The sequence below is a fragment of the Beijerinckia indica subsp. indica ATCC 9039 genome (genome assembly GCF_000019845.1).
GTDB lineage: Bacteria > Pseudomonadota > Alphaproteobacteria > Rhizobiales > Beijerinckiaceae > Beijerinckia > Beijerinckia indica.
This window is the reverse complement of record NC_010581.1, coordinates 1,195,413-1,220,679: the sequence shown is the minus strand read 5'-3', so window position 1 is coordinate 1,220,679 and position 25,267 is coordinate 1,195,413. Positions and strand designations below refer to the sequence as shown.

Genomic DNA, 25,267 nt, shown 5'->3' with positions numbered 1-25,267 from the left:
AGCTCAAGCGGCAAACCCGTGCCTCGATGAGGTTCATTAGGTGGTTGTCGAAGATGCGCGGAAAAAAGGGTCTGGGTTCCTGAGTCCAAGACAGTTTCAGAGGACGTGCCGAGCACGGCAACAGGAGCGAACAAAGGCGAGGAAGACAAGAGCCGACCCGGTCACGGTCCAGGCCCCTCGAAATCGCTGCGGACAGAACCAATCACGAGGGCGCGATGGTGAGAAGAGGAGATAATCCTAATCCCGTTTTCCGACTCAGTATATAATTAATTTACATAACTAGCTTCATCTGGATCACGATCGGAGACGACCCATCCACGCCCTTGGACGCGGATGCAATCAAGGCTTCCTGCGTCATTTCCGGATAAACGTATAATAGGCCGGATGATGACCCAGCCGCAGCGCCTTCGCCTCGTAGCGCGTTCCGGTCCAGCCTTCCCAAGGCTTGTGCCAATCCACGGCTTCCTGCGCAGGCCAGTCGAAATCGGGGGAGCGGAGGACGCGGGCCAGAGTCCAGCCCGCATAATCATCAATATCCGTGGCAAAACGCAAAGGCGCGCCGGGCCGCAAGACACGGGCGAGACGTTCCAGCATGGCATCTGAAAGAAAACGACGTTTACGCTGGCGTCGTTTTGGCCAGGGATCGGGATAAAGCAGAAAAATGCCGGCGAGACTGGCCTGCGGCAAAGCATCCAAGACCTTACGCGCATCGCCTTCGAAGACGCGGATATTGCGCAAGCCTTCCGCCTCGATCAGCACCAGGATTTTTGCAACGCCATTATGAAAAGCTTCACAGCCGATGAACCCCTTTTTGGCCTGCGAAGCTGCCGTGCCGGCCAGATGTTCACCACCCCCGAAGCCGATTTCCAGCCAGACGTCTTCGGGCGCGTGCGGAAAAAGATCAGTGACGGAAGCGACGGGCTGGGAGAGATCGAGGGCTACTTCCGGGAGCTTTTCCCGCATCAAGGCGGAATGATAGGACCGCAGCTTCTTGCCACGGCGGCGACCATAAAGCGTGGTTTCGCAAGGTGCACCCTCCGCCTCGGGGGCGGGAGGGAGCACGTCTTTTTCGTCCAAGGCAGGCTGCTGCATGGATTGCAAACGGCTTTCCGTTCGCGTTTAGGCGAACGCGGCCTTCAGCTTGTCCACGAGATCGGTCTTTTCCCAGGAAAAACCGCCATCGGCATCGGGCGTCCGGCCGAAATGACCATAAGCCGAGGTGCGCGCATAGATCGGCTTGTTGAGCTGGAGATGTTCGCGAATACCACGCGGCGAAAGCCGCATGACCTGCGACAGGACCGTCTCGAGCTTGTCCTCGGGAACCTTGCCCGTCCCATGAGTATCGACATAGATCGACAGCGGTTCCGCCACACCGATGGCATAGGCGAGCTGGATGGTCACGCGATCGGCGAGACCCGCCGCGACAACATTTTTGGCAAGATAACGCGCGGCGTAAGCCGCCGAGCGATCAACCTTGGTCGGGTCTTTGCCGGAGAAGGCACCACCGCCATGCGGTGCGGCACCGCCGTAAGTGTCGACGATAATCTTGCGCCCAGTCAGGCCCGTATCACCATCCGGACCGCCAATGACGAATTTGCCGGTCGGATTGACGTGCCAGACGGTTTCCTCAGTAATCCAGCCTTGCGGCAAGGTTTTGCGGATGTAGGGCTCGACAATCGCGCGCACATCCTCGGAGGTCAGAGTCTCATCGATATGCTGCGTCGAAAGCACGATCTGCGTCACACCAACCGGCTTGCCGTCGACATAGCGGACCGTCACCTGGCTCTTGGCATCCGGGCCAAGCTTGGCGGCATCGCCGATACCGGCCTTGCGCGCGGCAGCCAGGACTTCGAGGATCTTGTGCGAATAATAGAGCGGCGCCGGCATCAGCTCCGGTGTCTCTGTGCAGGCATAGCCAAACATGACACCTTGATCGCCTGCGCCCTCATCCTTGTTGCCGGAGGAATCGACGCCCTGCGCGATATCGGCGGATTGCGCATGCAGCAAGACCTCGACGGCGACATCGCGCCAATGGAAGCCCTTTTGCTCGTAGCCAATATCCTTGATGGCCTTGCGCGCGGTTTCGATGATCGTTTCTTGGGATAGGGCGGGCCCGCGAACCTCGCCAGCGATCACCAGCCGATTCGTGGTCGCAAGATTCTCGCAGGCGACACGGATCTGATAGGGATCAATGCCCGCCTTTTCACCTTCGCGGAAGAACAGATCGACGATCTCGTCCGAAATGCGATCGCAGACCTTGTCCGGATGACCTTCCGAAACCGATTCACTGGTGAAAAGATAATTCGCGCGTGCCACCCAATCGTCTCCTGGGCTCTGTTTCGTCAAGGATGGAGCATCCAAAAAGGAACCAACCTTTTGGCATGATGCTTTCGTCGTCCGCGACACGGCCTAAAATACATCTGCTCGAGCCCATACGGCGCGCCAATCGCCCCTCAAAGCCCTATCGCGCAGATGGATCGCGGCCGGCCATTTGAGGACCACGATTCAAGATCAACTTGCCGGCACTGTCTGGCAAATCGTTCTTTTGGTCAAGCCGATTTAGACGAAACGTTCGTTATAGAGAACGAAAGCTCTCCTATTCGCTCTTCTCCTTTCCCGGCAGCGCTCTCACCCTTCGGAAAAACCAGGACCGACGGATGGGACCGGGCTCAATAACTGCTCTTCATCTCCAGCGATCGCCATGACGAGTTCGACGATGCGTTTGCGGACCTTTGGATCCTTGATCCGCCGGAAAGCCAAATTCAAATGCAGGCCTTCAGGCGTGGCAAGAAATTCGGTCACATAAGACAATGACGCTTCGTCACCGGTCGGTATCACAGGGGCATTGGGGCGCGGCATGCCCTCAAAGGCAGGCGCTCCATCGAAGAAAAAAGCGGGCGGAACATCGAGAATTCGTGAAATCTGCTGCAAGCGGCTGGCACCAATACGGTTGGTGCCCTTCTCGTATTTTTGGACCTGCTGGAATGTCAGGCCAAGCGCTTCCCCCAATTTTTCTTGACTCATGCCCAACATGACCCGCCGCATGCGGACCTTGCCACCCACATGGCAATCGATTGGGTTGGGTACCTTCTTCACGCTGTAAAACCTTCTCACAGATCACATGGCCAAAGCGAGCTTGGACAAGTCGGCTTCTCTTCACGAACCAAGGCAGCATTGATTTTGCGCTGAAAAGGCAAAATCAATTATGTTTTTTAAAGCTTTTCGGCCCCTTGCCCGTTTCCCCATAAAAACGAAAACTATTTCCACGAATTATGGGAAAGGCATGGCCGAAGCCGGTCTTGGGCACAGCCTGGAGCACGATTTCTTTAAAAACCGACTTCCGGCAATATGCCGTAACTTTTTGAAAACACTCAAAACTTATCCAAAAAGTGGGAACACTTTCTGGTTTGATACTCTAAAAAACGAGTATCCGATCTATTTCTGCTTGCCCTCCCGATGATCTCGATGCATGTACGCTTAAGTTGAATCAGTAATGAGTTCTCTCGTTTTTGTTTATATCTTCCTTCGAATCTCATCACTATGGCCCCCACAGCCGTGCATGATTCGCGTTACATACTGTAATAAATGCGATTCTCCTATCCGGATTGTTCGCAATAAAGAAATTAGTTTATCCTGTGACGAGTAAAATATACATACCATTGTATTTAAATATAGGCTTTTTCGAGTTCCGCCACGCTCTCTGTCAAGTGGAATGCACGGCACCCGTTCATTGTCGGTGGTGCGAGACGAGGAACAGCCACAAGCCAGTCCCAAAAACCAAAAGCCTTACGAGCCAGGGCATGACGCGTGGATAAAGCGCAAAGAGCGGTGGCGAGATCGGTTCCGGCAACGGCCCCCGCAACAGCCCCTCGGCACCAAGCGGCAAACTGGCGATGACACGCCCCACAGGATCGACGATCGCGGAAATGCCGGTATTGGCGCCACGGATCAGCGGCAGACCTTCCTCGATCGCACGCAAGCGTGCCTGAGCAAAATGCTGGTAGGGTCCCGCGGTCTGGCCGAACCACACGTCATCGGTCACATTGAGCAGCACACCCGGGCGTTCAGCTCCTTCGTCGGGCATGACCGCACCGGAAAAGATCGCCTCGTAGCAAATCAGCGGCGCCACGGCCGGCAGGTCCGGCACAAAGAGAGGCCTGCGCGCCGTGCCCGCGGTGAAACCGCCAGGCACATGGACGAAATGATGCAAGCCAAACCGCCGCAACATGGCTTCGAGGGGTAGATATTCCCCGAAGGGAACAAGGTGAATCTTGTCGTAATTATCGAGAAGGAGACCACCCTCCCCGATCACTTGCAGGGAGTTGAAATAATGCGGCTCCCCGTCCGTATCAAGCCGAGCGGCACCCGTCGCCAGCCAAAGATTCGGCGAAAGCCGCGATCCTATAAGCGACAAAGCTTCCTGATCGCGCGATAAAATGAAAGGAAAAGCCGATTCCGGCCAGATCAACACGCGCGCCACGTCGTCTTTCCGGGCGGCCTCCATCACCGGCGCGGACAGGCTGAGATAATGCGCCAGAATGGCTGATTTATTGTCGATCGTGAAACTGGGCCCTTGTGGCTGATTGGGCTGCAGGATCGCCAGTTCGACCTTGTCGACGAAACGCGTTGGATTAAGAGACAAACGGACGAAGCCGAAGAGAAGAATAAGCCCCATCCCAGTCCCGGCTACAAGGATCGGCGCCAGCGCCCCAAGACGGCCGTTTCCGCTCTGCAGGCCCCAAGGTTTCGAAGCCAGGCAAAGCGCAGGAGCGGCGCAGAGCAGAATGGTGAGAATAGTCAGCCCCTCAATGCCGACGAGCGAGACCATTTGCGCGGGCAGAAGATGATCGCCGAGCGCCATGCCATAAAGATTCCAGGGAAAGCCGGTAAAGATCCAACCACGCAGCCATTCCGAGAGACCAAGCCCCGCGGCCAGAGCGAAAAGCCGGCCAAGTCCCGGTATCCACACGAGACGGGCAAGGACGAAGCCGAGGGCTGGAAAAATGGCGAGTGCCATCGGTAGGCCGACCACGCCGAGCGGCAAGGCCCAGGCGAATTCATCCGCCTCGACCAGGAAAGCAGCGCCGAGCCACCAAAGACCAGCCAGAAAATAGCCAGTTCCCCACCACCAACCAGCGACAAAGGCGCTTTTCAGCTCCGTTTTCCGGGAGGCCGCAGGGCCAGTCTGGACAAATGGAGGCCGCGAGCGTGGCGGTCCCGCACCGTCGATCAATAAAAGCGCCGCAGACATCGCCACAATCATCGCCGGCGCAATATCGAGGGGCGCCATGGCCAGCGCACCGCTCGCGCCAGCGCCAAAGGCAAGCCCATGACGCCGCCAGCCTGTCAGGCCCGGGATGCGGGATAAAAACCGCATCATGAGGGCCGCCGGCTCACGCTTTGCCTTTCTCTGCGACGTAGCCTGTTTCCTCGCCAACGCGCCCGCCCGGCGCGCCATAAATCTTGATGCGTTCGATCTTTTGCCGGTCGGCGTCGAGAATTTCGAAACTGAGCGTCCCTTCTTCGATCATTTCGCCCCGGACGGGCACATGCCCCATCATGGCGGTGATCAGCCCCCCGAGCGTATCGAAAGACTCTGTGACATCCATCGCCTCAAAGTCGATCCCCGTCACGGCACCGACTTCCTCGAGATCGGCGCGCGCATCGACGATGAAAGCGCCGTCTTCCGTCGCTTCGATTTTAGGACTTTCCTCCAAATCATGCTCGTCTTCGATATCACCGACAATCATTTCGACAATATCCTCGATCGAGGCCAAACCGTCTGTCCCGCCATATTCGTCGATGACCAACGCCATATGCGTGCGGGTCGCCTGCATTTTCACGAGCAGATCAAGGACCGGCATGGAGGGGGGCACGAACAAAACGGGCCGCAGGATCTTGGCTTCGGCCAATGTCGTCGCGCCAATATCGAGCTTATACGGGCCGGCCAGCGTCTTCACCACCGCCGGCGGCGTTTTGTCGGCATGAGACGGGACCGTCTCGGTTTCAGGCAAGGCGAGACCGGCAAGATAATCGACGAAATCGCGGATGTGGACCATACCGCGTGGATCGTCGAGCGTGTCGCCATGCACGGGCAGACGAGAATGGCCAGCGGAACGGAACAGATCCAGGACCTCGGCAAGGGTCGAGTCGAGCGAGACGGCGATAATATCAGTGCGCGGCACCATGACATCTTCGACCCGCACCTCATGCAGACCGAGGACATTCTTCAGCATGGTCCGCTGTTGCGGTGAAATTTCTGCGTCGGTGGCCGTATCGCTCAAGGCCTCCTGCAATTCATCGCGGATCGTCGGGCCACCGAGACCGAACAAAAGGCGCAAGCGATCAATCAGATTGGGCCGTTGGCCCTGCCCGCCCCGATCAGGCACGGCATTTTCACCTGCCGCATAGGTGTCGCGTTCACTCATGATCCTGCCAGCCGCCTCGACATTCCCCCTGGGAGAATCTCACCAAGCGAATGGTCTTGGCGCTTCCCGCTCGTTTCCAATGCCTCGTTCGGCACCTGTGCTTCACCCCCCGGCGCCACGGGCGCGGTGCCATGATAGGGATCGGCAATGCCGAGATCCGCCAGGATCACTTGCTCCATCCTTTCCATTTCTTCGGCTTCTTCTGCCTCCTCGTGGTCATAGCCGATGAGATGCAGAAAGCCATGCACGACAAGATGCGACACATGGGCGGCCAAGCTCTTGGCTTCCGCTTTGGCCTCGCCAGCCGAGGTTTCAAAGGCAATGATAATGTCACCAAGAAGCCGCGCGTCCTCAAGGTCCTCATCGCTCGGAAAGGACAGGACATTGGTCGGCTTATCGAGGCCACGCCATTGGTGGTTCAAGCCCCGAATGAAGGCATCGTCGCAAAAGAGCAGGCTGACTTCCGCCTCCGCATGCAAAGCGATCCCGGCGCGCGCCACGGCGGCACCGATCGCCGCCTCGACGAGCGCGTCGAGAGAAAGCGGGTCCTCTCCCTCATTTCCCGCTTCGGTCCAGCGGGGACTTTCGACCGCGATATCGATCAGCGGTACCATGATAAACTCTCCCGGGTCATGCTCTCCCGATGGGTCTTGCCGACTCGTTGTCGCCGCGCGACGCGGCTTCATAAGCGCCGACGATACGGCGCACCAGATCATGCCGCACGACATCGCCTTCGCGAAAAACGACGTGCCCCACGCCTTCAAGCTCCGACAAAAGGTTGATCGCCTCGCTCAGGCCGGATTTCTGCGTGGACGGCAGATCGGTCTGGGTCGGATCGCCGGTGACGATCATGCGCGAATTTTCACCCAGTCTCGTCAGAAACATCTTCATCTGGATCGAGGTCGCGTTCTGCGCCTCGTCGAGCAAGACGCAGGCATTGCTCAAAGTGCGCCCGCGCATGAAGGCAAGCGGCGCCACCTCGATCATACCAGTCTGCATGCCCCGCTCCAGGAGGCGAGGGTCCATGAAATCATTCAAGGCATCGAAGATCGGCCGCAGATAAGGATCGACCTTGTCGCGCATATCGCCCGGCAGAAAGCCCAGACGCTCACCCGCTTCGACGGCAGGCCGCGACAGGATCAGCCGATCGACACGGCCTTGTTCGAGGAGAGACACAGCAAAACCCACGGCGAGCCACGTCTTGCCCGTGCCGGCCGGTCCCTCGGCGAAAACCAGCTCCGATTGTTTCAAAGTTCGCAAGTAATAATCCTGGGCGGCCGTGCGGGCGCGCACCGGGCCACGTCGCCGCGTCGCGATCTGTTCAAAAACCGGGCGACCGACCTCGCTCTCGCCTGGAAACAAGCTGCCTTGCACCACGCCTTCCTCGATCGCGCCATCGACATCACCAAGGCTGATCGGATGGCCGAGCTTGACCCGCGCATAAAGCGATTCGAACACGCGGCGGGCCTGCTCACAAGCGCCTTGCGGCCCCTTGATGGTAATATGATTGCCATTGGCATGAGCGCTGACACCCAGGCGGCGTTCAACCTTGGCAATGTTCTGGTCATATTGGCCAAAGACCAATAAGGCATAACGATTATCGTCAAAGGCGAGGGTCATCTCGGCCGTCGGCTCTCCTGAAGGAAGGGCCGGCATTTGCCGCTTGGCCTCGCCGCGTGGGAGAGAAGCGGATCGGTCGGAGAATCTCAAACCGGCACCTCCCAAGCCCGAGCATTTTGCTCCATTCGCTCCATCCCTTGTGCCGATTCCTGCCCTTGTGCCGATTCCTGGCCTGTCTCCCGCGCAAGAAGGCGGCCATGGAAGGAATTGGGGCCAGCTTCCAGAATTTCAACTGGTTGCACCGTTCCGATCAAAGCTTTGTCACCTTCCGCATACAGAGCTTGAAGATAAGGCGTCTTGCCCGCGATCTGCCCCGGATGCCGGCCGGGCTTTTCAAACAGCACTGGCAGGACACGTCCGATCATAGCCTTGTTGAATGCCTGTCTTTGCTCTTCGAGCAAGGCCTGAAGCCTGGCGAGCCTTTGAGCTTTTACATCCTCGTCGATTTGATCTGGCCGATCGGCGCCGGGCGTTCCTGGGCGTTGTGAATATTTGAACGAAAAAGCGCTGGCGAAACCGACCTGTTCAATCAGCGCGAGCGTCGCCTCGAAATCAGCCTCCGTCTCGCCGGGAAAGCCGACGATAAAATCCGAAGAAAGTGCAATGTCGGGACGCGCTGCGCGGATCGAGGCGATGAGTTCGAGATAATCACCGGCTTTATGGCGGCGATTCATCGCCGCGAGGATCTTGTCCGACCCGGATTGCACCGGCAGATGCAGGAAAGGCATGAGCGCCGGAATATCGCGATGCGCGGCGATCAGATCCTCGCCCATGTCATTGGGATGGCTGGTCGTATACCGAATGCGCAAGAGTCCTGGCATGGCGGCGACGCGGGCCATGAGGCTCGCGAGCGAAGCCGGCGCGCCGGTCATAGCATCAAATCCGTGATAGGCATTGACGTTTTGCCCGATCAGCGTCACCTCGCGAACGCCAGAAGCGATCAGGGTCTCAACCTCGGCCAAAATCGCTTCCACCGGACGCGATGTCTCGGCGCCCCTCGTATAGGGCACGACGCAGAAGCTGCAGAATTTATCGCACCCTTCCTGCACGGTTACGAAAGCGCCGACTCCGCGCTCGGCGATCTTTTCAGGCTGGGGGGCCACAAGATGATCGAATTTGTCCTCGGCGGGAAATTCGGTGTCGACCAGGCCCGGTGTATGCGCCACGCGGCGCAGAAGATCGGGCAAGCGGTGATAGCTCTGTGGCCCGACGACGAGATCCACCGCCTTTTGCCGGCGCAGGATTTCCTCACCCTCTGCCTGAGCAACACAACCCGCGACAACGATCTTGACCGGCCGCCCGGCGGCTTGTTGCTCGGCCTTGAGAAGGCGCAATTTGCCGAGTTCAGAAAAGACTTTTTCCGCTGCATGCTCGCGAATATGGCAAGTATTGAGGATGACGAGATCAGCATCCTCCGGCGCGCTGGTTTCGGCATAGCCTTCAGGTGCCAGAAGATCGGCCATGCGCTCCGCGTCATAGACGTTCATCTGACAGCCATAGGATTTGACGAAAAGTTTTCGCGTGTTCACCAATGGATCTTGCGTACCGCGCTCTTGCGATAGAAGCCCGTCTGCCTTTTCGGCGGATTCAGGCACCGGCGAATCATTAAAGCCAGACATCATCCCCGCAATCGCCGAGGGCTCGGCCTTACCTTTATATTCCACGCGCTTTTGCCCTAGGCCTTTCTCTCAGGCCTCACTGCTTTGCCTCATCCAGAGGCCGAGCACTTTCTCACAAAATTTATCTTAGGCCATTTTCCCAAAACAGTCCAATCCAGTCATTCATTCAGGGAACAGGGCTTTTCGCCTTCCATGCCTTGAGCGCCGCCAGCATCTTGCCGACATGTTCACTCGGATCGGAATTACTATAGACAGCGAGAATCGTTCCATCCGGCGCGATGACGTATGAGGTTCTCTCGGCCAGCAACGGATTACGGATGAGAACGGAATCGTAATTTTTCATAACGGCCTGATCCACATCCGCCGCCACTGGGAATTTGCCGCGGCATTCGCTGACGGAAAATTTGGAGAGCGTATCGATCGCATCATGCGAGACGCCGATGACAGTCGCGCCCAGGGCCTCGAAATCGTTCATCGCCTCGGCGAAATCATGCGCCTCCACGGTGCAGCCCGACGTGAAAGCGGCTGGATAAAAATAAACAACCACTGGTCCGCGCTGCAAAGCCTCAGCCAGGGAAAAGGTGAAGACTTGCCCAGCCCGTGCCGCCGGAACCGTAAAATCTGGTGCCCGCGTTCCGATCTTGAGGCTGGCAAACGCCGGCGAGGCGGCGATAAGCGCCACGACCAAGGATAAGGATAAGGACAGGCAAAATCTCGGCATCGACCTTTTCATGACTGTATAAGCTCTCGCGCAATGCCGTCCTCATACCAACGGTCAAGAATGGCCTCATGCCCTGAGACGTTTTCTATTCCCTTTGAACGAAAAGAGCTTGCCTGAAGCATACGCTCGCGGTCGAAACGCTCTCAAATTTTCGCGATGCTGAGAAAATTTGAGGACGGAACGCAATCTTCTGTTCAGGCCACGGGCTCGCTGAAATCCTTGCGCAAAATCAATGCAGTCGAGAAACTTCCATCGGCCTTGCGATAATAGGCCTTGCGCTCGCCGACTTGCCGAAATCCCTGCCGCGCATAAAGCGCACGCGCCGGCTTATTCTCCACATCGACTTCGAGGAACAGCATGGCCGCTCCAGCAGCCGCCAAATCCGCGAGATGGGCTGAGAGAACAGCGTGACCAAGACCCCGGCCACGCAAGGCCGGCGCAACGGCGATCGTCAAGATCTCGGCCTCGTCGAAGGCGAGCCGCGACAGTGCGAAACCCGCGAGAGCTATCGGCTCCTGTGCTTCCCCGGCGAGGAATATCCCTTCCGCATACACTTGCGGCGATTGCAAGAGAGACGAAAATTCCGTTTCCGGCCAGGGATGCAGGAAACCCGTCTCATGAATCGCCGCACAGGCCAGAGCCGCCGTCGCGTCGAGCCGCCTGATCTCACCCGGGTTGATCAACATTTTAATCGATCGCGGCCGCCGGCGGCGCGGAACCGGCTTCCCCGCCCTCATCGGCAGTCACGGCAGGCCCCGTGCCGGTTTGCAACTCGCCGGCCGATTCCGCGAGAGGAATGGTTTTGGACTGCTGCGGCTTGGCATCCGCCGGTTTCAAATAGACCGGGCGGGCCGGCGCATGCGCCGGATCAGCGATCAGGCCCAGACGTGCCACATAAGCGATGTCGGGCGTCACGCTATTGCCGACGATCTCGACATTCAAACCCTTGGCACGCGCTTCTTGCGCGACAAAAGCGGCACCGGAGCCGGCGAGCCGCGCCGGACCATTGCCGAGTGCGCGGGCGACATCCCTGACACTCATGATTCGCGGCGGCAGAAACGCGCGGCCATCCGCGCCGAAACCGGCAAAATAAACCTGGTCGTGACGCGCATCGATCGCGACGCCCACCATTCCCGGCTGATCGGCTAGAATAAGCGGAGCCGCAAGAGCTGCCAGGGTCGAGACGCCAATTACTGGAACACGGCAGGCAAGCCCAATGGCGCGCGCCGCTGCAATGCCAACCCGCAGGCCCGTGAAGGAGCCGGGTCCAACAGTAACGGCAACACGATCGATAGACGCGAAACCGCCCTCGACCCGCGCCATGACCCGATCGATCAAGGGCAGGAGAGCCTCGGCATGGCCGCGTTCCATGGGGATCGATTCAAACGATTCAGGGTTCAGATCGTCAGTATCGAGGACACAGGCGGAGACAGCGGGAAGCGCGGTATCGATGGCCAGAATTTTCATGCTGCGCTGTTCATGCCCGATTCTCGTGATAACGCGCCAAGTCTAACGCATATCGCGCGAAAAGAGCCAGCGTTTTGAAAGAACGGGCGGAGAGCGCGCGCATTGCCCCTCTTCCGCCCGAGACTGTTAAGCCGCCTGGCGACGGATCAGATCTGCTCGACGCTCACCACTTCCGGCACATAATGTTTCAGGAGATTCTGCACGCCATGCCGCAAGGTCGCGGACGATGACGGGCAACCCGAGCAGGACCCTTTCATGGCCAGATAGACGGTTCCCTCGCGAAAGCCGCGGAACTTGATATCACCGCCATCCTTGGCGACGGCCGGACGCACATGCGATTCGATCAATTGTTTGATGGTCGCGACCGTATGCGCATCGGCTTCGGCGTAAAATTCTTCGCCATCATTTTGCGGCTGCAGATCAGCTTCATCCGTCAGAAGCGGCGCACCGGAGAGATAATGCTCCATGATCGCGCCGAGCACCGCCGGCTTGATGTCCTGCCAGTCCCCCTGCTGCCGCGTCACCGAAATGAAATCGGAGCCAAAGAAGACACCGGAGACGCCCTCGAGCGCGAAAAGCGCTTCTGCAAGAGGCGATTTCTTGGCGCCATCGGCTTCACGAATATCGAGCGTGCCAAGCCGCATGACGGGCCGGCCTGGAAGGAACTTCAAAGTTGCGGGATTGGGTGTGGCTTCAGTCTGGATGAACATGAATTTCTCCCAAACGTCCGGTTCAAGGCCGGAGTTGGACAGGGTTACAGCATCAACACCTCATGCATCGCGCCGGAAAAAGAATCATTTTCAGAATCGATTCGAGGTGTTCACAAAAGTGGGAGCACAATGCTCCCACGGACCGCTCATCTCCCATGATTTTTCCAGGAGATCTTCAAAATATGATCCTGGAACTGCGCGCGAACAAGACATAGACGGGGGCTCACGACAAGTTTCCCCAAGGTCGGCATGGCCGGAGCGCGCACAGCTTTTATAGACGCATCAAATGGACCCCAAAAGCGCTCGTCGCCTTGAAATGCGGAAGCTGAGCAAGATCCATGCAAATCAAGCAGGAAATTTTCTTGCAATGACCCGTTTCAACCCTTATAAGGGTTACTGTACTTCCTATTATGATTTGATTAGATAATTTTAGCCTCTTTTTAGAGTGGGTTCTTTGCTGGACCCGCTCTTTTTTATGTCCCGCCGATTGGTTCGTTTGGTTGGTTCAAGAAACGCGGGTCACAAAGGGGTGGTCATAAAAGGGGACGCGACCTCCAACCAAACCACACGTTTCGCGTCGTACAGAAGCGAAAACTGCTGTATAGTTGGCGGGCGCACCGTCTTTTTCACCGAAACGAATGTTTCGGGAAACCGGCACCAAAGCAGCGGCCCCGAAGAGGGGTTTCCCTCACGGGATCAAGCGGTGCCCTTCACTATGATCATGGAGCTCGGTGACTCTTCCTCTTGAAGGCGTCGCACTCCTCACACTTATAGGACTTGATCGCGTTTGGATCTCGACGGCAAAGTACAGCCCCCTTCGGCACAGGTTGGACAGCAGCCCCTTTCGCCCGATGCCGCCTTGCATGAGCCCCGGCTCCTGCAGGAGAGCGGGATCGCCGCCCGTGTCGCCGTGCTCGCCGCGCCCGTCCTCGCCGATCTCGGCCTGCGTCTCGTGCGGGTGAAAATTTCCGGGCAGAACGGCACTACGGTGCAGATCATGGCAGAACGGCCCGATGGCACGATGGATGTCGAGGCTTGCGAAAGCGTCAGCGAAGCCCTGTCGCCCGTGCTCGATGTCGAAGATCCGGTCAAACAGGCCTATCATCTCGAAATTTCGTCCCCCGGTATTGACCGGCCGCTGGTCAGGCTCTCGGATTTCGAAAGGGCGCTCGGCCAGGAAGTCCGCGTCGAGTTGAAAACGGGTCTTGCGGGACGCAAGAGATTTCGCGGCACCATCGGGCCGATCGAAGCCTCCTCCCCGATCGGGGGAAGCAAGGGAGCCCTGCGCCTCACCCGTACCGATGCCAAACCGGAGGAGGAGACCGAAGTCCTGCTCCCGCTGGACGATCTCCACGAAGCGCGTTTGGTCCTGACCGAGGATCTCATTCGCCAAGCCTTGCGGGCCGCCAAGGCCGCGCGGGAGGGAGATGACGGTAATAACGAAGAGCAAGACGAGGAGCAGGAGGAGCCCGCGCCGCCACGGCGGGGACCGGGCCGTTTCGCTCCCCGCCACAAAACGCAAAATCCTGAGCATAATCCGGCTCAAAATCCGATAAGCGCTCGTGCCAAACCCCTTGTGCCGGCCGGCGTCAGGACCGAATTCAAGAAGAGCAAGACCGGCGAGCGCGGTCCTGCCCAGAAACCGCATTTGGCATCGCAAGCGGCACGAAAAAGCGACACGGGTTCTTCGAGATCCGGACACGACATGCCCCGCAAGCCCGCGCCCAAATAGGAGAGATAAACATGGCTGTGAGCGCCAATAGGCTCGAGCTTCTGCAAATCGCCGATGCCGTCGCGCGAGAGAAATCGATCGACCGGCAGATCGTCCTGGCCTCCATGGAGGACGCGATCCAGAAAGCTGCGCGCTCGCGCTACGGTCAGGAGACCGAAGTGCGCGCTGAGATCAATCCGAAGACCGGAGAAATCCGCTTCTCGCGATTGCTGCATGTCGTCGATGAGATCGATAATGACGCGGTGCAGATCACCCTCGCGGAGGCCCGCAAGAAGAATCCCGCCGCCGAACTTGGCGACTGGATCGCCGAAACCCTGCCGCCCTTCGACTTCGGCCGCATCGCCGCCCAATCGGCGAAGCAGGTGATCGTTCAGAAGGTGCGCGAGGCCGAGCGCGATCGGCAATATCAGGAATATAAGGACCGCATTGGCGATATCGTCAACGGCGTCGTCAAGCGCGTCGAATATGGCAATGTCATCATTGATCTCGGGCGTGGCGAGGCGACCATCCGGCGCGACGAGATGATCCCGCGCGAAGTGTTCCGCCCCGGCGATCGCGTGCGTGCCTATGTCTATGACGTGCGGCGCGAGCAGCGCGGACCCCAGATTTTCCTCTCCCGCACGCATCCCCAATTCATGGCCAAGCTGTTCCGTCAGGAAGTGCCTGAAATCTACGACGGCGTGATCGAGGTGAAGGCCGTGGCGCGCGATCCAGGCTCGCGCGCCAAGATCGCCGTCATCTCGCGCGATACGTCGATCGATCCGGTCGGTGCCTGCGTCGGCATGCGCGGCTCGCGCGTTCAGGCGGTCGTCAATGAATTGCAGGGCGAGAAGATCGACATCATTCCCTGGTCGCCCGATGCCGCCACCTTCATCGTCAATGCCTTGCAGCCGGCGGAAGTCGTCAAGGTCGTGCTCGACGAGGATTCAGCGCGTATTGAAGTCGTGGTTCCGGATGACCAATTATCCTTAGCAATCGGCCGTCGTGGCCAGAATGTCCGCCTTGCCTCGCAATTGACCGGCTGGGATATCGACATTTTGACCGAGGCTGAGGAATCGGCCCGCCGCCAGAAGGAATTCACCGAGCGTACCGCCATGTTCATGGGTGCGCTCGACGTTGATGAAGTGGTCGGCCAATTGCTTGCCTCGGAAGGCTTCCGTTCGGTCGAGGAACTTGCTTTCGTCGAACCTTCCGAACTTGCGGTGATCGAAGGTTTCGACGAGGAAACGGCGGCTGAGATTCAGGCCCGCGCCAATGCCTACCTCGCCCGCATCGAGGCTGAACATGAAACGCGCCGGCGCGAGCTCGGTGTTTCCGACGATCTGCTCGAGATCGACGGTTTGACCAATGCCATGCTCGTGAAATTTGGTGAAAACGATATCAAGACCGTCGAGGATCTCGCCGGCTGCGCCACCGACGATCTCGTCGGCTGGAGCGAGCGCAAGGATGGCGAAACCACACGCCATCCAGGCATTCTTGACGGATTTGAAGTGTCGCGCGAGGAAGCCGAGGGTCTTATTATGAAGGCGCGGGTGAAAGCCGGCTGGATCGATGCCCTGCCCGAAGCCTCCGAACCCGAACAAGAGACTTTCGCCGAAGCCGAGACGCAAAGCGAAAGCGCTGACTGAATTTAAACTGTTATGCAACTGATCGGAATGGATCCGATGATCTAGAAAACCTTCACAAACAGGAGTAATCCTTGGGGAAAGCCTTGCGCGCCGAAACCGCCGACGGACCAGAGCGCACCTGCATCATTACCCGCGCCAAAGGCGCGCCAGACGATATGATCCGTTTCGTCGTCGGGCCGCAGGCGGAGGTAGTGCCCGATATCAGGCGCAAACTGCCGGGGCGCGGCGTCTATGTCACGGCTTCCGCCAAAGCCGTGGCGGAAGCCGTCCGCAAACGCGCTTTCTCCCGTGGATTCAAGGCTCAAGTGACGGTTTCCGAGACGCTCGAGGCACAAATCGCAGTGCTTTTGGAGCAAGATTGCCTGCAGGCGCTTTCCCTCGCGAATAAAGCCGGGCTTGTCGTCTGCGGTTTTGGCAAGGTCGAAACCTTGCTCGCCAGCGGTGAGCCGGCTGGCCTGATCCATGCCTGCGATGGCGGTGAGGATGGTCGGCGCAAGCTCGGTCAAAGCTTACATCGGCGCTTTGGCCAGGAATTTGCCATTCCTCAGATCAAACTCTTTACATCTGCTCAATTGGATTTGGCATTAGGGCGGACAAATGTGATACATGCTGCGCTGGCAATGGGTCCGGCAAGCGAGGCTTTTCTCAAACGGTGTCAGAGATTGGAACGCTACCGGATGGACGCGATTGCCGATGGGATCTCGGAGGCAAGTCTGGAAACAGCTCCAGATGGAATGTTTGAAGAGCTTTCAAACGAAGCAATGGCGAGTGACAAAGCCTTGAATGAAGGGGTCGAGCCGAACCAGCAAACGTGAGCGATTTTTCCGAACTGGATTTCAACTGGCTTTCAAGGCGAGGTCGGCGAATTCCCCGAGGCTGAAATATTTTAATCGGGCGGATGCAAGCTCGAGAATGAGTTTCAGCGTGACGGACATGAAATGAATTTGTCGGCGGTATGAATTTGAATGGGCGCGGCCCCGGGACGCAAGACTGATGAGTGAATCGAAGAATTCGGGCGAGAATACTTTGAGCGTGACGCCGACTAAGACCTTGTCGCTCAAGCGGCCGGTCGAGGCCGGGACGGTGCGCCAGAGCTTCCCGCACGGCCGCAGCAAAGCGGTCGTGGTCGAGAAGGTAAAGCGCCGCCCCATCGGACCCGGCGGAGACGGGCATCCTGCCCGCGAGGCGGCCCCCACGCCCGCACCCGCCGCCACTGTAACGGCGCCACCACCGGCGCAGCGTCCCGCAGCGCCTAATCCGACAGCCGCTCCAACGACGCCGCCTGCGGCAGCCGTGCCTAATGTTCCCCCGCCTGCCCCGCGGGCGGAAGTGGCACCGCCGAGCGCCCAGCCCGCACCCGCAGCGCCCACTGCCGCGACTCCGCCTGCGCAACCCAAGGCAGAACCAGTACCCGCTCCGATCGCTGCGCAAGCCGCGCCAGCACCGGTCCCGCCTGTGCCTGCCCCATCCGCACCTGTTCCATCAACATCTGCTGCGCCAGCCGCTCCCAAGCCGGCTCCCGCGCCCGTTTCTCAGGCAAAACCGATCCAAACAGCACCCGTTCAGACTGCGCCTGCTGCGCAAGCTTCCGCATCACAAACGACAGGTCCCCGCCCCGTGGCCGCTGGGCCGCGTCCAGCGACGGGTGCCGCCAAACAGGCCACTGCCACGCCTCAACGCGGAGCTGCTTCTCCGGCTCAGCGCCCACAAACCGGTGGCGGGCAAAGATCAGGTGGACAGCAACGCAATCAATCCGGTGGACGCGGGGGGCCGGGCCGTGGCGAATCTGGTTCATCGCGCACACCGACCGGCGTTGTCCTGCGCTCCCTGACAGACGAAGAGCGCGAGGCGCGCGCCCGAGCTTTGTCGGGCGCCCGCATCCGTGAGGAAGAAGATCGTAAACGGGCCGCCGCCGAAGCCAAAGCCCGCGAGGAAAGAGAAGCGCGCGAACGCGAGGAACGCGCCGCCGCCGAGGCCCGCAAGGCCGAGGAAGATGCACGCCGTTTGCAGGAACAGGAAGCCAAGCGCCGCTCCGAGCAGGAAGCCAAGCGCCGCCTCAGCGGTGGCGAGCCGGCTCCCGCCGCCAGCCCCTCCGTCGCCCGCAAACCCGTGATGACGGCAACCGCCGCCGCTCCTGCCGCAGCAGCCCCGAGCGGGCGCGCCGCCGTGACCGACGAGGAAGAGACCAAACGCGTCATTCGCCGGCCTGGAATGCCGACCAAGGTCATCGTGCCGCCGCGGCCGACCAAGGGCGCCGAGCCAAAAAGCCGTGGCCGCTTGACCGTTGCAACAGCCACCGGCGGGGAGGAAGAAGAAAGGACGCGTTCCGTCGCGGCCTTCCGCCGGCGTCAGCAGCGTCTGCGTGGCCATGTCAACGAGGTGAAGGAAAAACTCTCCCGCGAGGTGATCCTGCCCGAGACGATTACCATCCAGGAACTCGCCAACCGCATGTCGGAACGCGGCGTCGATGTGATCAAGCTTTTGATGAAGCAAGGCCAGATGGCCAAGATCACCGATGTGATCGATGCCGATACGGCGCAGCTCATTGCTGAAGAACTGGGCCACACCGTGAAACGCGTGGCCGAATCCGATGTCGAGGAAGGTCTGTTCGATACGGTCGATGTCGAGGAACATCTGGTGCCACGGCCGCCGGTCGTGACCATCATGGGCCACGTCGATCACGGCAAGACCTCGCTGCTCGATGCCATCCGCCACGCCAATGTTGTTTCCGGCGAAGCCGGCGGCATTACGCAGCATATCGGTGCTTATCAGATCACCGCGCCGAATGGGTCGCCGATCACCTTCATCGACACGCCCGGCCACGCCGCCTTCACCGCCATGCGTGCCCGTGGCGCCAAGGTGACGGATATTGTCGTGCTGGTCGTTGCGGCCGATGACGGCGTCATGCCGCAGACCGCCGAGGCCGTCGCCCATGCCCGCGCCGCCGGCGTGCCGATCATCGTGGCAATCAACAAGATCGACAAGCCGGACGCCAAACCGGAACGTATTCGCTCGGAACTGCTGCAATATGAAGTTCAGGTCGAATCGCTTGGCGGCGACACGCTGGAAGTCGAGGTTTCTGCGACCAAGAAGATCAATCTCGATAAATTGCTGGACCTCATCGCCCTGCAGGCCGAATTGCTTGACCTCAAGGCCAATCCCGACCGGGCGGCCGAAGGCACGGTCATCGAGGCTTCGCTCGACAAGGGACGCGGGCCGGTGGCGACGGTTCTGGTGCAGCGCGGCACGTTGCGGGTCGGCGATATTATCGTTGGCGGCACGCATTGGGGTCACGTGCGTGCCCTGATCGATGACAAGGGCGCGACGCGCAGCGAGGCCGGCCCCTCCATGCCGGTTGAAGTTCTGGGCTTTTCGGGTTCGCCCGAAGCCGGTGATCGCGTCGCCGTGGTCGAGACCGAGGCGCGCGCGAGAGAGATCACCGAATATCGCGAGCGTCAGCGCCGCGAGCAGGCGGCCGCCCGCGGCGGCCAGGCGCGTGGTTCGCTCGCCGATATGATGAGCCAGCTCAAGAATGCGGGCCGGAAGGAATTTCCGCTTGTTATCAAGGGCGACGTGCAAGGCTCGGTCGAGGCGGTCGTGGCGACGCTCGAAAAGCTCAATACCGACGAGGTCGCCGCACGGATCATCCATGCGGGTGTCGGCGGCATTACCGAATCGGATATTACGCTCGCCCAAGCGGCCGGCGCCGTGGTTCTCGGTTTCAACGTGCGCGCTCTGAAGGAAGCCCGCGCGCTCGCCGAGCAGCAAGGGATCGAAATCCGCTATTACAACATCATCTATAATCTCGTGGATGATGTGAAAGCGGCCATGTCCGGCCTGCTCGCCCCGACGCTCCGCGAGGAAATGCTCGGCAATGCCGAAATCCTCGAAGTGTTCAACATTTCCAAGGTCGGCAAGGTGGCTGGCTGCCGCGTGACCGATGGCCGTGTCGAACGCGGCGCTCATGTCCGCCTGATCCGCGACAATGTCGTCGTCCACGAAGGCAAGCTTTCGACGCTGAAACGCTTCAAGGACGAGGTCAAGGAAGTGGTGGCCGGCCAGGAATGCGGTATGGCTTTCGAGAGCTATCAGGATATGCGTCCGCACGATGTGATCGAGTGCTATAACGTTCACGAGATCAAACGTTCGCTTTAAGATACACAATGAGTTCAGGCGGAAACGCCTGAACTCATTACATTCCGAGGGGATCTCTTCGCACCTGATGATGTCACTCCGCTTCCCGCGCGTCACAGCACAATGGCGAGGTTAATTGATCATTAACCATTGTCGTGTGTCCTGGAGAGGCGGGAAGCAGTTTCGGCCATTAACCTTAAAAGCAATCCATTGTGCTTTTCATGTATGGAGAGACATTGGCCAGATGATCAGAAGGCGTGAACGCAATCATAGCCGTGAGTTCTGATAGATTAAATCGACTCGATAGCGCGGCTGTTTTTTTCGTATCCTCTCTAGACTTCGCATCGAGAGAATTGTATTGCCGAGACCGTTTACGGCGCGGCATAGTTTGAAGCTGCTATACCAAAAAGCGCAAGTTTACGCAGGAGGCCGACCCTTTTCGCGTGAGATCATTTCGGGCCCGCGTCGAGTCTTTTCGCCGCTGGCTCAGCATTGGCGAACCCTTTTGGTTCGAATCGCTGGAGCCTGTTCTATCCTCGGATCATTCATAAGGCCGGTTTCTTAAGAAAGCCTTCCAATCCCCCGACAAGTTCAGGCCCAAAATCTGTCAATCGCTACAATCCTCTCCATATGTGTTCGTGGCCAAGCCACGGCGCTGGAGACGACACGGGAGCTTCTTCCATGTCCAGAGCCCATCATCAGCAAGGCGGCGCTCCATCGCAACGCATGTTGCGCGTCGCTGAGTTGATCCGCCACACTTTGTCCGATCTCCTCAGCCGTTCCATTGTCAATGATCCGGTTCTCGAGGGTCATGTCATCACGGTCCCCGACGTGCGGATGAGCCCCGACCTCAAATTGGCGACGGCCTTCGTGATGCCGCTCGGCGGCAAAGACATCAACAGCGTGATCGAGGCCCTTGACCGTCACAAGAAATTCCTGCGCAGCGAAATCGCTCAAAGGATTCATCTGCGTTTCGCGCCGGATATTCGCTTCAAGGCGGATGAGAGCTTCGACTATGGCGATAAGATCGATGCCTTGCTGGCTTCACCGCAAGTGCGCCGCGATCTCGACGCCACTCATACCGAGACTCAGAAAGCGGCGGATTAAGTTCGCCCCGATCTCATAATGGATAGGTTGATTTCAAAGACGATGAATGCTCCCCGTTCCAAACGCGTCGAGGTCAATGGCTGGGTCGTGCTCGACAAGCCCATCGGAATGACTTCAACTCATGCCGTTTCCCGTCTGAAACATATTTTCAACGGCAAAAAAGCCGGCCATGCTGGCACACTCGATCCCTTGGCTTCGGGCATTCTGCCCGTAGCCTTCGGCGAGGCGACCAAAACCGTGCCCTATGTCCAGGATGGGGAAAAAGCCTATCGGTTCACCATCCGCTTCGGCGCCGAAACCGATACGGATGATTCTGATGGGCGCATTACCTTGCAATCCGAGGCACGCCCCTCCCCCGCCGAACTAACTGCTTTGCTGCCGCGCTTTCTCGGCACGATCGAGCAACGTCCTCCGGCCTATTCCGCGATCAAGATCAATGGTGAGCGTGCCTATGATCTGGCCCGCGACGGAGAAATTCCAGATATTGCGCCACGCCTCGTGACGATTCACGCGCTCGATCTCGTCAACATGGACGGGGACGAAGCCGTTTTGGAAGCACGGTGCGGCAAAGGCACATATGTGCGCGCCATCGCCCGCGATCTCGGCCGTCTGCTCGGCTGCTACGGCCATGTCTCGGCTTTGCGGCGCACGCGTGTTGGCCCCTTCCACGAAGACGACGCCATCCCCCTTGCCTCCCTCGTGGAAGGTACGGCGGAGAGGCAAGGCATGCGCGGCATCGAAGCCGGCCTGACTGAAATGCCCCGCATTCCAGTTGATCGCTCGACCGCGGCAAAGCTGCGGCGCGGACAATCCATTCTGCTGCGCGGCCACGACATCCCCACTGAGGGACCTGCCTATGCGGCCTGCGGCGACGTGATCATCGCGGTTGGTGCGGTGGAAAGAGGTGAACTCATTCCAGGCCGTGTTTTCAATCTGCCGTTCTGATCAAGCAACGATCTCCCATCATCTCGTAAAAACCTAACAAGAAAGAGACAATCCCCGCTTGCGCTTCGCCTTCGGCTGGCTATAGTGCGGCGCATTCGCGATTGACCGCATCGCCAGGCTGCTCCCAAAGAGCACGGGCCGCGAGGACGCAAAACCGTCCAACAAGCGAAATCCGGAGGGGTGGCCGAGTGGTTGAAGGCGCACGCCTGGAAAGTGTGTATACGGGAAACCGTATCGCGGGTTCGAATCCCGCTCCCTCCGCCATAGAATTGATATAAATATTTGATTTTATTGATAACTTTTGTCCAGCCCGTGTATCGTATACACTTTAGATTACACCTTGAAGGGTGCTTTGATATCTGCGTACTCCCGCCCAGTTATCTTACGAGAAGCCCTGTTAGGCCTCCTCATCCCCCTTCAGCCATTAGACTGTGAATCGGCGTCCAAAAGTTGGACGCCGATTCACATTTCGATCAACCGACAGAAGCCCTTCAGGCCCGTATGCATTGCTGCGCCGCCTCGCCGATCGCGGCGCAATGCGTTGGATGCGGCTTGTCGGCTTTGGCATAGCGATAAACTCGGCCAGAATGGCCATCGGCGGCTCTGCTTTCAACAAGCGACAAGTTGATCTCTATGGTCGACACGCGGCGCAAAGCCCTCACGGCGGAGACCATCCCTTCCGGAGGCTGGAGAGCCGTCATCGTTGCAATAGCAAAGGCAACAGCACGGGGGATCACGAAGCGGAAGGTTCCCACTTGGTCAGGTGGGTTCAACCTCAGAGTGACTATCTTCGTTCGAGCTCGCTGGAGGTGCTAGCTCCTCCAGCAGACTTTTGATCCAGACCGGTGCGGTCTCTCGGATCTCGTCGGGTAATCCGCTCGTATCAACGTCGATAACGATCATCTTGTGTACTTGGCGTTCGTTCAAACGCATGGTCTGGCGGTGGATGTCGCCGCACATGATCATAGCCGCCATCCCGCAAAGATGAACCAATGCACGATCTGGTCTTGGCTTCAGCCGACGTGGACGCTCAAAGTTGGAAAGCTCGACACGCAGTTCGATCTCCGTTTCAAGGTCCCGAATCTCCCGTCGCAGCACCATGGATGCCGCGTCCCGCCCCTTCGGGTCGGACCAGGTTTCTTGATACTTCAAAAGGACCTTCGACACTCCGTCATAGCCGCCGGTTTTCAACGAGGCCGGGCACCAGTCGTGCCAGCGGAGTTCGGTGTCATCGGTCATCACGTAGGAGCCAGAACCCGGGACTGTCCGCCGCTCAGTGAATAGCCGGTGGGGAGAGATGCTCCCGTCGATCTTGTGTGCAGACATCCAACGAGCATCCATCGGTCGAGGCACCGAGGAAAGCGGCGTGAGGTCGGGCAATTCCCTTGGAGCGCTCATCTCGTTGCTGCGTCCCGGGGAGTCTGGGTGTCGGGGGATTACTTCGTCGTCAACCCTGCCGCCCCTGCTTCGGTCAAAGATCAACTGGCAAGGTACTCCAAGTCGCTGGAGTTCGCCGGAACCGATATGAGCACCGGCGAGGAGCGGATGCCGGCGCTTGCCAAAGATGCCTCGCTCCTCATGCCAGTATAGCTTCTGAAGGAAGAGGAGGTGATCTGGTGCTTGGTCAACCAACTCACGAAGTCGAGTCGAGTGTGATGCGTCGTCATCAAATGCCGGGTTGTGCGCGGTCTCGATTGCGAGGTCGATATCACCGACTGTTGCCTGCCCACGCATGACCGATCCGAACAGCCAGACCCGCTCCACAAGGTTGAGCGGCGCCGACTGCTCGTTCATGTGCTCAATACGCGCCAGTAGATCATCCAAAACCCGGCGGGCTGTGCGCAACGGGCTACGACGCGTTTTCCCACCGGCAATCGCTAGCCCAGCCTCGGTCAAATGGTGCTCGTGCGATACGGCCTCCGGATCGATGAGCTTTCGCTCGAGCATTTCCTCGTAGAGCGCAGCCGCTTCCAGTCGCGAGGGTGCGAATGACTTCGCCTCGAAGAAGTTCTCCTCTTGGCCAGTTCGCGCATACACCTTTAATGCCTGCTTGACCTGTGTCAGCCGAAACCCGGCTAGTGTAGTGTCCCTCGGTAGATTGACACCCATCGCTACCTCCAAGTGTGGTGCGCCATAACGGAAATAGCCGTTCAATACCAAGGTTGATCAAGAGAGATCAGCGCATCTTGACCGTGGCACCGGCGATGTCCGCTTCTGGCGAACGGCATGGGGGCAGCAGAATGACCGAGATAGGCGCATAGTAGAAATTGAGCGGCTATTTGGGAGAGGCCCACTATCCAGCATCCTGCCATTTGGCCTTAACCGTATTTTGGAGGGTCATAAAGGGGAATAGTGTAGACGTAGTTCCCATCTTCATCGTTCTCCACCCGCCATAGAATTGATGCGCCAACTCCTGGCCGCGTGCTGTCAAAGCTGACCGGCGCGCTTCTATGAACGTGGCGAACCGATGTAAATCCCCTTATTCATTCTTTACGGCTGCTCGTGGCGAAACTGCTAAGCCGAGGAAAACAAGCATGGCCTGATTGAGGCGCAGGATATCTTCATCATCCAAGCGCCCTATTTGCAGGCCGACCTTGGATTTCGGGACGGTGGTCATCTTGTCGACCATCAACCGGCAGGACATCCGCAATCCATTGCGTTCATTCGACGCTATCTGCAGCCGGAACAGAGGCGCTTCGGTCTCGTCCGTGGTGAAGGCACAAATGGTGATCGAATCTGTTGCATCAAAGCTATCGTCTTGCACGATGACAACCGGACGCGGTTTACCAGCGTAATCCTTGCCGCCAGCCACCGTCCAAATTTCACCGCGCTTCATTCATCGCCCCAATCCGAAATCGCGTCGATGAACGCCTGATCTGCACGCGCTTGGGTCCCTGTGGCAACGGCCAGCGATTGGCGATGCGCTTCGGAGCGAAAGGCCGGCGCTCGCACGTCCGGCACCCAGATCTGGATAGGGCGTAACCCCTGCCGGCGCAGGCGCTCACGATGCTCACGCACCTTGACGCGGGACGGCTTGGGCTCTGGTACTGGGGCCATGAGAGCACTCCATATTAAGTTACATGTAACCTAGCATGGGAAGAAAAGTTTAACCAGGAGAAACAACTCCCCTATCCTCTCACAAAAGAGTGGGTAGGG

The 25,267-nt window shown here is 58.7% G+C and carries 22 protein-coding genes and 1 tRNA gene; 7 read left to right on the top strand and 16 right to left on the bottom strand.

All coding sequences use genetic code 11. The annotated features are described in order from the left end of the window. Positions 1 to 354 precede the first annotated feature (354 nt). From trmB to BIND_RS05340, 12 genes are all read right to left on the bottom strand, one after another. Entirely contained in the window at positions 355 to 1,092 is a 738-nt protein-coding gene (gene trmB, locus BIND_RS05395; RefSeq protein WP_012384063.1) for a tRNA (guanine(46)-N(7))-methyltransferase TrmB, read from the bottom strand. A gap of 27 nt (positions 1,093 to 1,119) precedes the next feature. Further along, complete coding sequence (gene metK / locus BIND_RS05390) at positions 1,120 to 2,316, bottom strand: methionine adenosyltransferase (RefSeq protein ID WP_012384062.1); 1,197 nt, start codon at positions 2,314 to 2,316, stop codon at positions 1,120 to 1,122. Positions 2,317 to 2,628: 312 nt separating this feature from the next. After that, positions 2,629 to 3,096 (bottom strand): helix-turn-helix domain-containing protein, encoded by a 468-nt coding sequence (locus BIND_RS05385; protein WP_012384061.1) that lies wholly within the window; start codon positions 3,094 to 3,096, stop codon positions 2,629 to 2,631. A gap of 631 nt (positions 3,097 to 3,727) precedes the next feature. Then, positions 3,728 to 5,380, bottom strand: coding sequence for an apolipoprotein N-acyltransferase (gene lnt / locus BIND_RS05380; protein WP_012384059.1), 1,653 nt, complete (start codon positions 5,378 to 5,380; stop codon positions 3,728 to 3,730). 13 nt (positions 5,381 to 5,393) lie between these two features. Further along, entirely contained in the window at positions 5,394 to 6,428 is a 1,035-nt protein-coding gene (locus BIND_RS05375; RefSeq protein ID WP_012384058.1) for a hemolysin family protein, read from the bottom strand. After that, positions 6,425 to 7,042: an rRNA maturation RNase YbeY gene (ybeY, locus tag BIND_RS05370; RefSeq protein WP_012384057.1), complete on the bottom strand. Its 618-nt coding sequence runs from the start codon at positions 7,040 to 7,042 to the stop codon at positions 6,425 to 6,427. Before ybeY ends, BIND_RS05375 begins: the two co-directional genes overlap by 4 nt. Before the next feature lie 16 nt (positions 7,043 to 7,058). Then, the gene (locus tag BIND_RS05365) at positions 7,059 to 8,084 is read right to left on the bottom strand and encodes a PhoH family protein (RefSeq protein WP_012384056.1); all 1,026 of its coding nucleotides are present in this window, start codon (positions 8,082 to 8,084) and stop codon (positions 7,059 to 7,061) included. A 50-nt stretch (positions 8,085 to 8,134) separates the two neighbouring features. Further along, on the bottom strand, positions 8,135 to 9,667 hold the full coding sequence (gene miaB, locus BIND_RS05360) for a tRNA (N6-isopentenyl adenosine(37)-C2)-methylthiotransferase MiaB (RefSeq protein WP_012384055.1): 1,533 nt from the start codon (positions 9,665 to 9,667) through the stop codon (positions 8,135 to 8,137). Positions 9,668 to 9,833: 166 nt separating this feature from the next. Then, entirely contained in the window at positions 9,834 to 10,388 is a 555-nt protein-coding gene (locus tag BIND_RS05355; RefSeq protein ID WP_148210562.1) for a peroxiredoxin, read from the bottom strand. Between the two features lie 194 nt (positions 10,389 to 10,582). Beyond that, positions 10,583 to 11,074, bottom strand: a complete 492-nt coding sequence (locus BIND_RS05350) for a GNAT family N-acetyltransferase (RefSeq protein WP_012384053.1) — start codon at positions 11,072 to 11,074, stop codon at positions 10,583 to 10,585. A 1-nt stretch (position 11,075) separates the two neighbouring features. Further along, positions 11,076 to 11,855: a tRNA (adenosine(37)-N6)-threonylcarbamoyltransferase complex dimerization subunit type 1 TsaB gene (gene tsaB / locus BIND_RS05345; RefSeq protein WP_012384052.1), complete on the bottom strand. Its 780-nt coding sequence runs from the start codon at positions 11,853 to 11,855 to the stop codon at positions 11,076 to 11,078. Positions 11,856 to 12,001: 146 nt separating this feature from the next. After that, entirely contained in the window at positions 12,002 to 12,565 is a 564-nt protein-coding gene (locus BIND_RS05340; RefSeq protein ID WP_012384051.1) for a NifU family protein, read from the bottom strand. Between the two features lie 787 nt (positions 12,566 to 13,352). On the opposite strand from BIND_RS05340, the gene rimP reads away from it, so the two are divergent. The 7 genes from rimP (at position 13,353) to BIND_RS05305 (ending at position 22,375) form a co-directional block, all read left to right on the top strand. After that, on the top strand, positions 13,353 to 14,297 hold the full coding sequence (rimP, locus tag BIND_RS05335; RefSeq protein WP_012384050.1) for a ribosome maturation factor RimP: 945 nt from the start codon (positions 13,353 to 13,355) through the stop codon (positions 14,295 to 14,297). An 11-nt stretch (positions 14,298 to 14,308) separates the two neighbouring features. Next, the gene (gene nusA / locus BIND_RS05330) at positions 14,309 to 15,925 is read left to right on the top strand and encodes a transcription termination factor NusA (protein WP_012384049.1); all 1,617 of its coding nucleotides are present in this window, start codon (positions 14,309 to 14,311) and stop codon (positions 15,923 to 15,925) included. Between the two features lie 71 nt (positions 15,926 to 15,996). Further along, positions 15,997 to 16,740 (top strand): RNA-binding protein, encoded by a 744-nt coding sequence (locus BIND_RS05325; protein WP_012384048.1) that lies wholly within the window; start codon positions 15,997 to 15,999, stop codon positions 16,738 to 16,740. Positions 16,741 to 16,918: 178 nt separating this feature from the next. Further along, positions 16,919 to 20,080 (top strand): translation initiation factor IF-2, encoded by a 3,162-nt coding sequence (gene infB, locus BIND_RS05320; RefSeq protein ID WP_012384047.1) that lies wholly within the window; start codon positions 16,919 to 16,921, stop codon positions 20,078 to 20,080. 660 nt (positions 20,081 to 20,740) lie between these two features. Then, entirely contained in the window at positions 20,741 to 21,166 is a 426-nt protein-coding gene (gene rbfA / locus BIND_RS05315) for a 30S ribosome-binding factor RbfA (RefSeq protein WP_012384046.1), read from the top strand. 42 nt (positions 21,167 to 21,208) lie between these two features. Next, positions 21,209 to 22,111, top strand: a complete 903-nt coding sequence (gene truB / locus BIND_RS05310) for a tRNA pseudouridine(55) synthase TruB (protein ID WP_012384045.1) — start codon at positions 21,209 to 21,211, stop codon at positions 22,109 to 22,111. Positions 22,112 to 22,285: 174 nt separating this feature from the next. Continuing rightward, positions 22,286 to 22,375 (top strand) — tRNA-Ser (locus tag BIND_RS05305). 227 nt (positions 22,376 to 22,602) lie between these two features. Here the strand turns inward: BIND_RS05305 and BIND_RS05300 are convergent. From BIND_RS05300 to BIND_RS05285, 4 genes are all read right to left on the bottom strand, one after another. Beyond that, positions 22,603 to 22,848 carry a hypothetical protein gene (locus BIND_RS05300; RefSeq protein ID WP_148210561.1) on the bottom strand — a complete coding sequence of 82 codons (246 nt, stop codon included), beginning with the start codon at positions 22,846 to 22,848 and terminating at the stop codon, positions 22,603 to 22,605. A 22-nt stretch (positions 22,849 to 22,870) separates the two neighbouring features. Then, complete coding sequence (locus tag BIND_RS05295; RefSeq protein ID WP_148210560.1) at positions 22,871 to 24,265, bottom strand: nucleotidyltransferase domain-containing protein; 1,395 nt, start codon at positions 24,263 to 24,265, stop codon at positions 22,871 to 22,873. Positions 24,266 to 24,590: 325 nt separating this feature from the next. Then, a complete protein-coding gene (locus BIND_RS05290) occupies positions 24,591 to 24,947 on the bottom strand; it encodes a type II toxin-antitoxin system PemK/MazF family toxin (RefSeq protein WP_012384043.1) in 357 nt (118 codons plus the stop codon). After that, positions 24,944 to 25,168: an antitoxin MazE family protein gene (locus tag BIND_RS05285; protein WP_012384042.1), complete on the bottom strand. Its 225-nt coding sequence runs from the start codon at positions 25,166 to 25,168 to the stop codon at positions 24,944 to 24,946. The genes BIND_RS05290 and BIND_RS05285 overlap by 4 nt, the downstream gene beginning before the upstream one ends. Positions 25,169 to 25,267 lie beyond the last annotated feature (99 nt).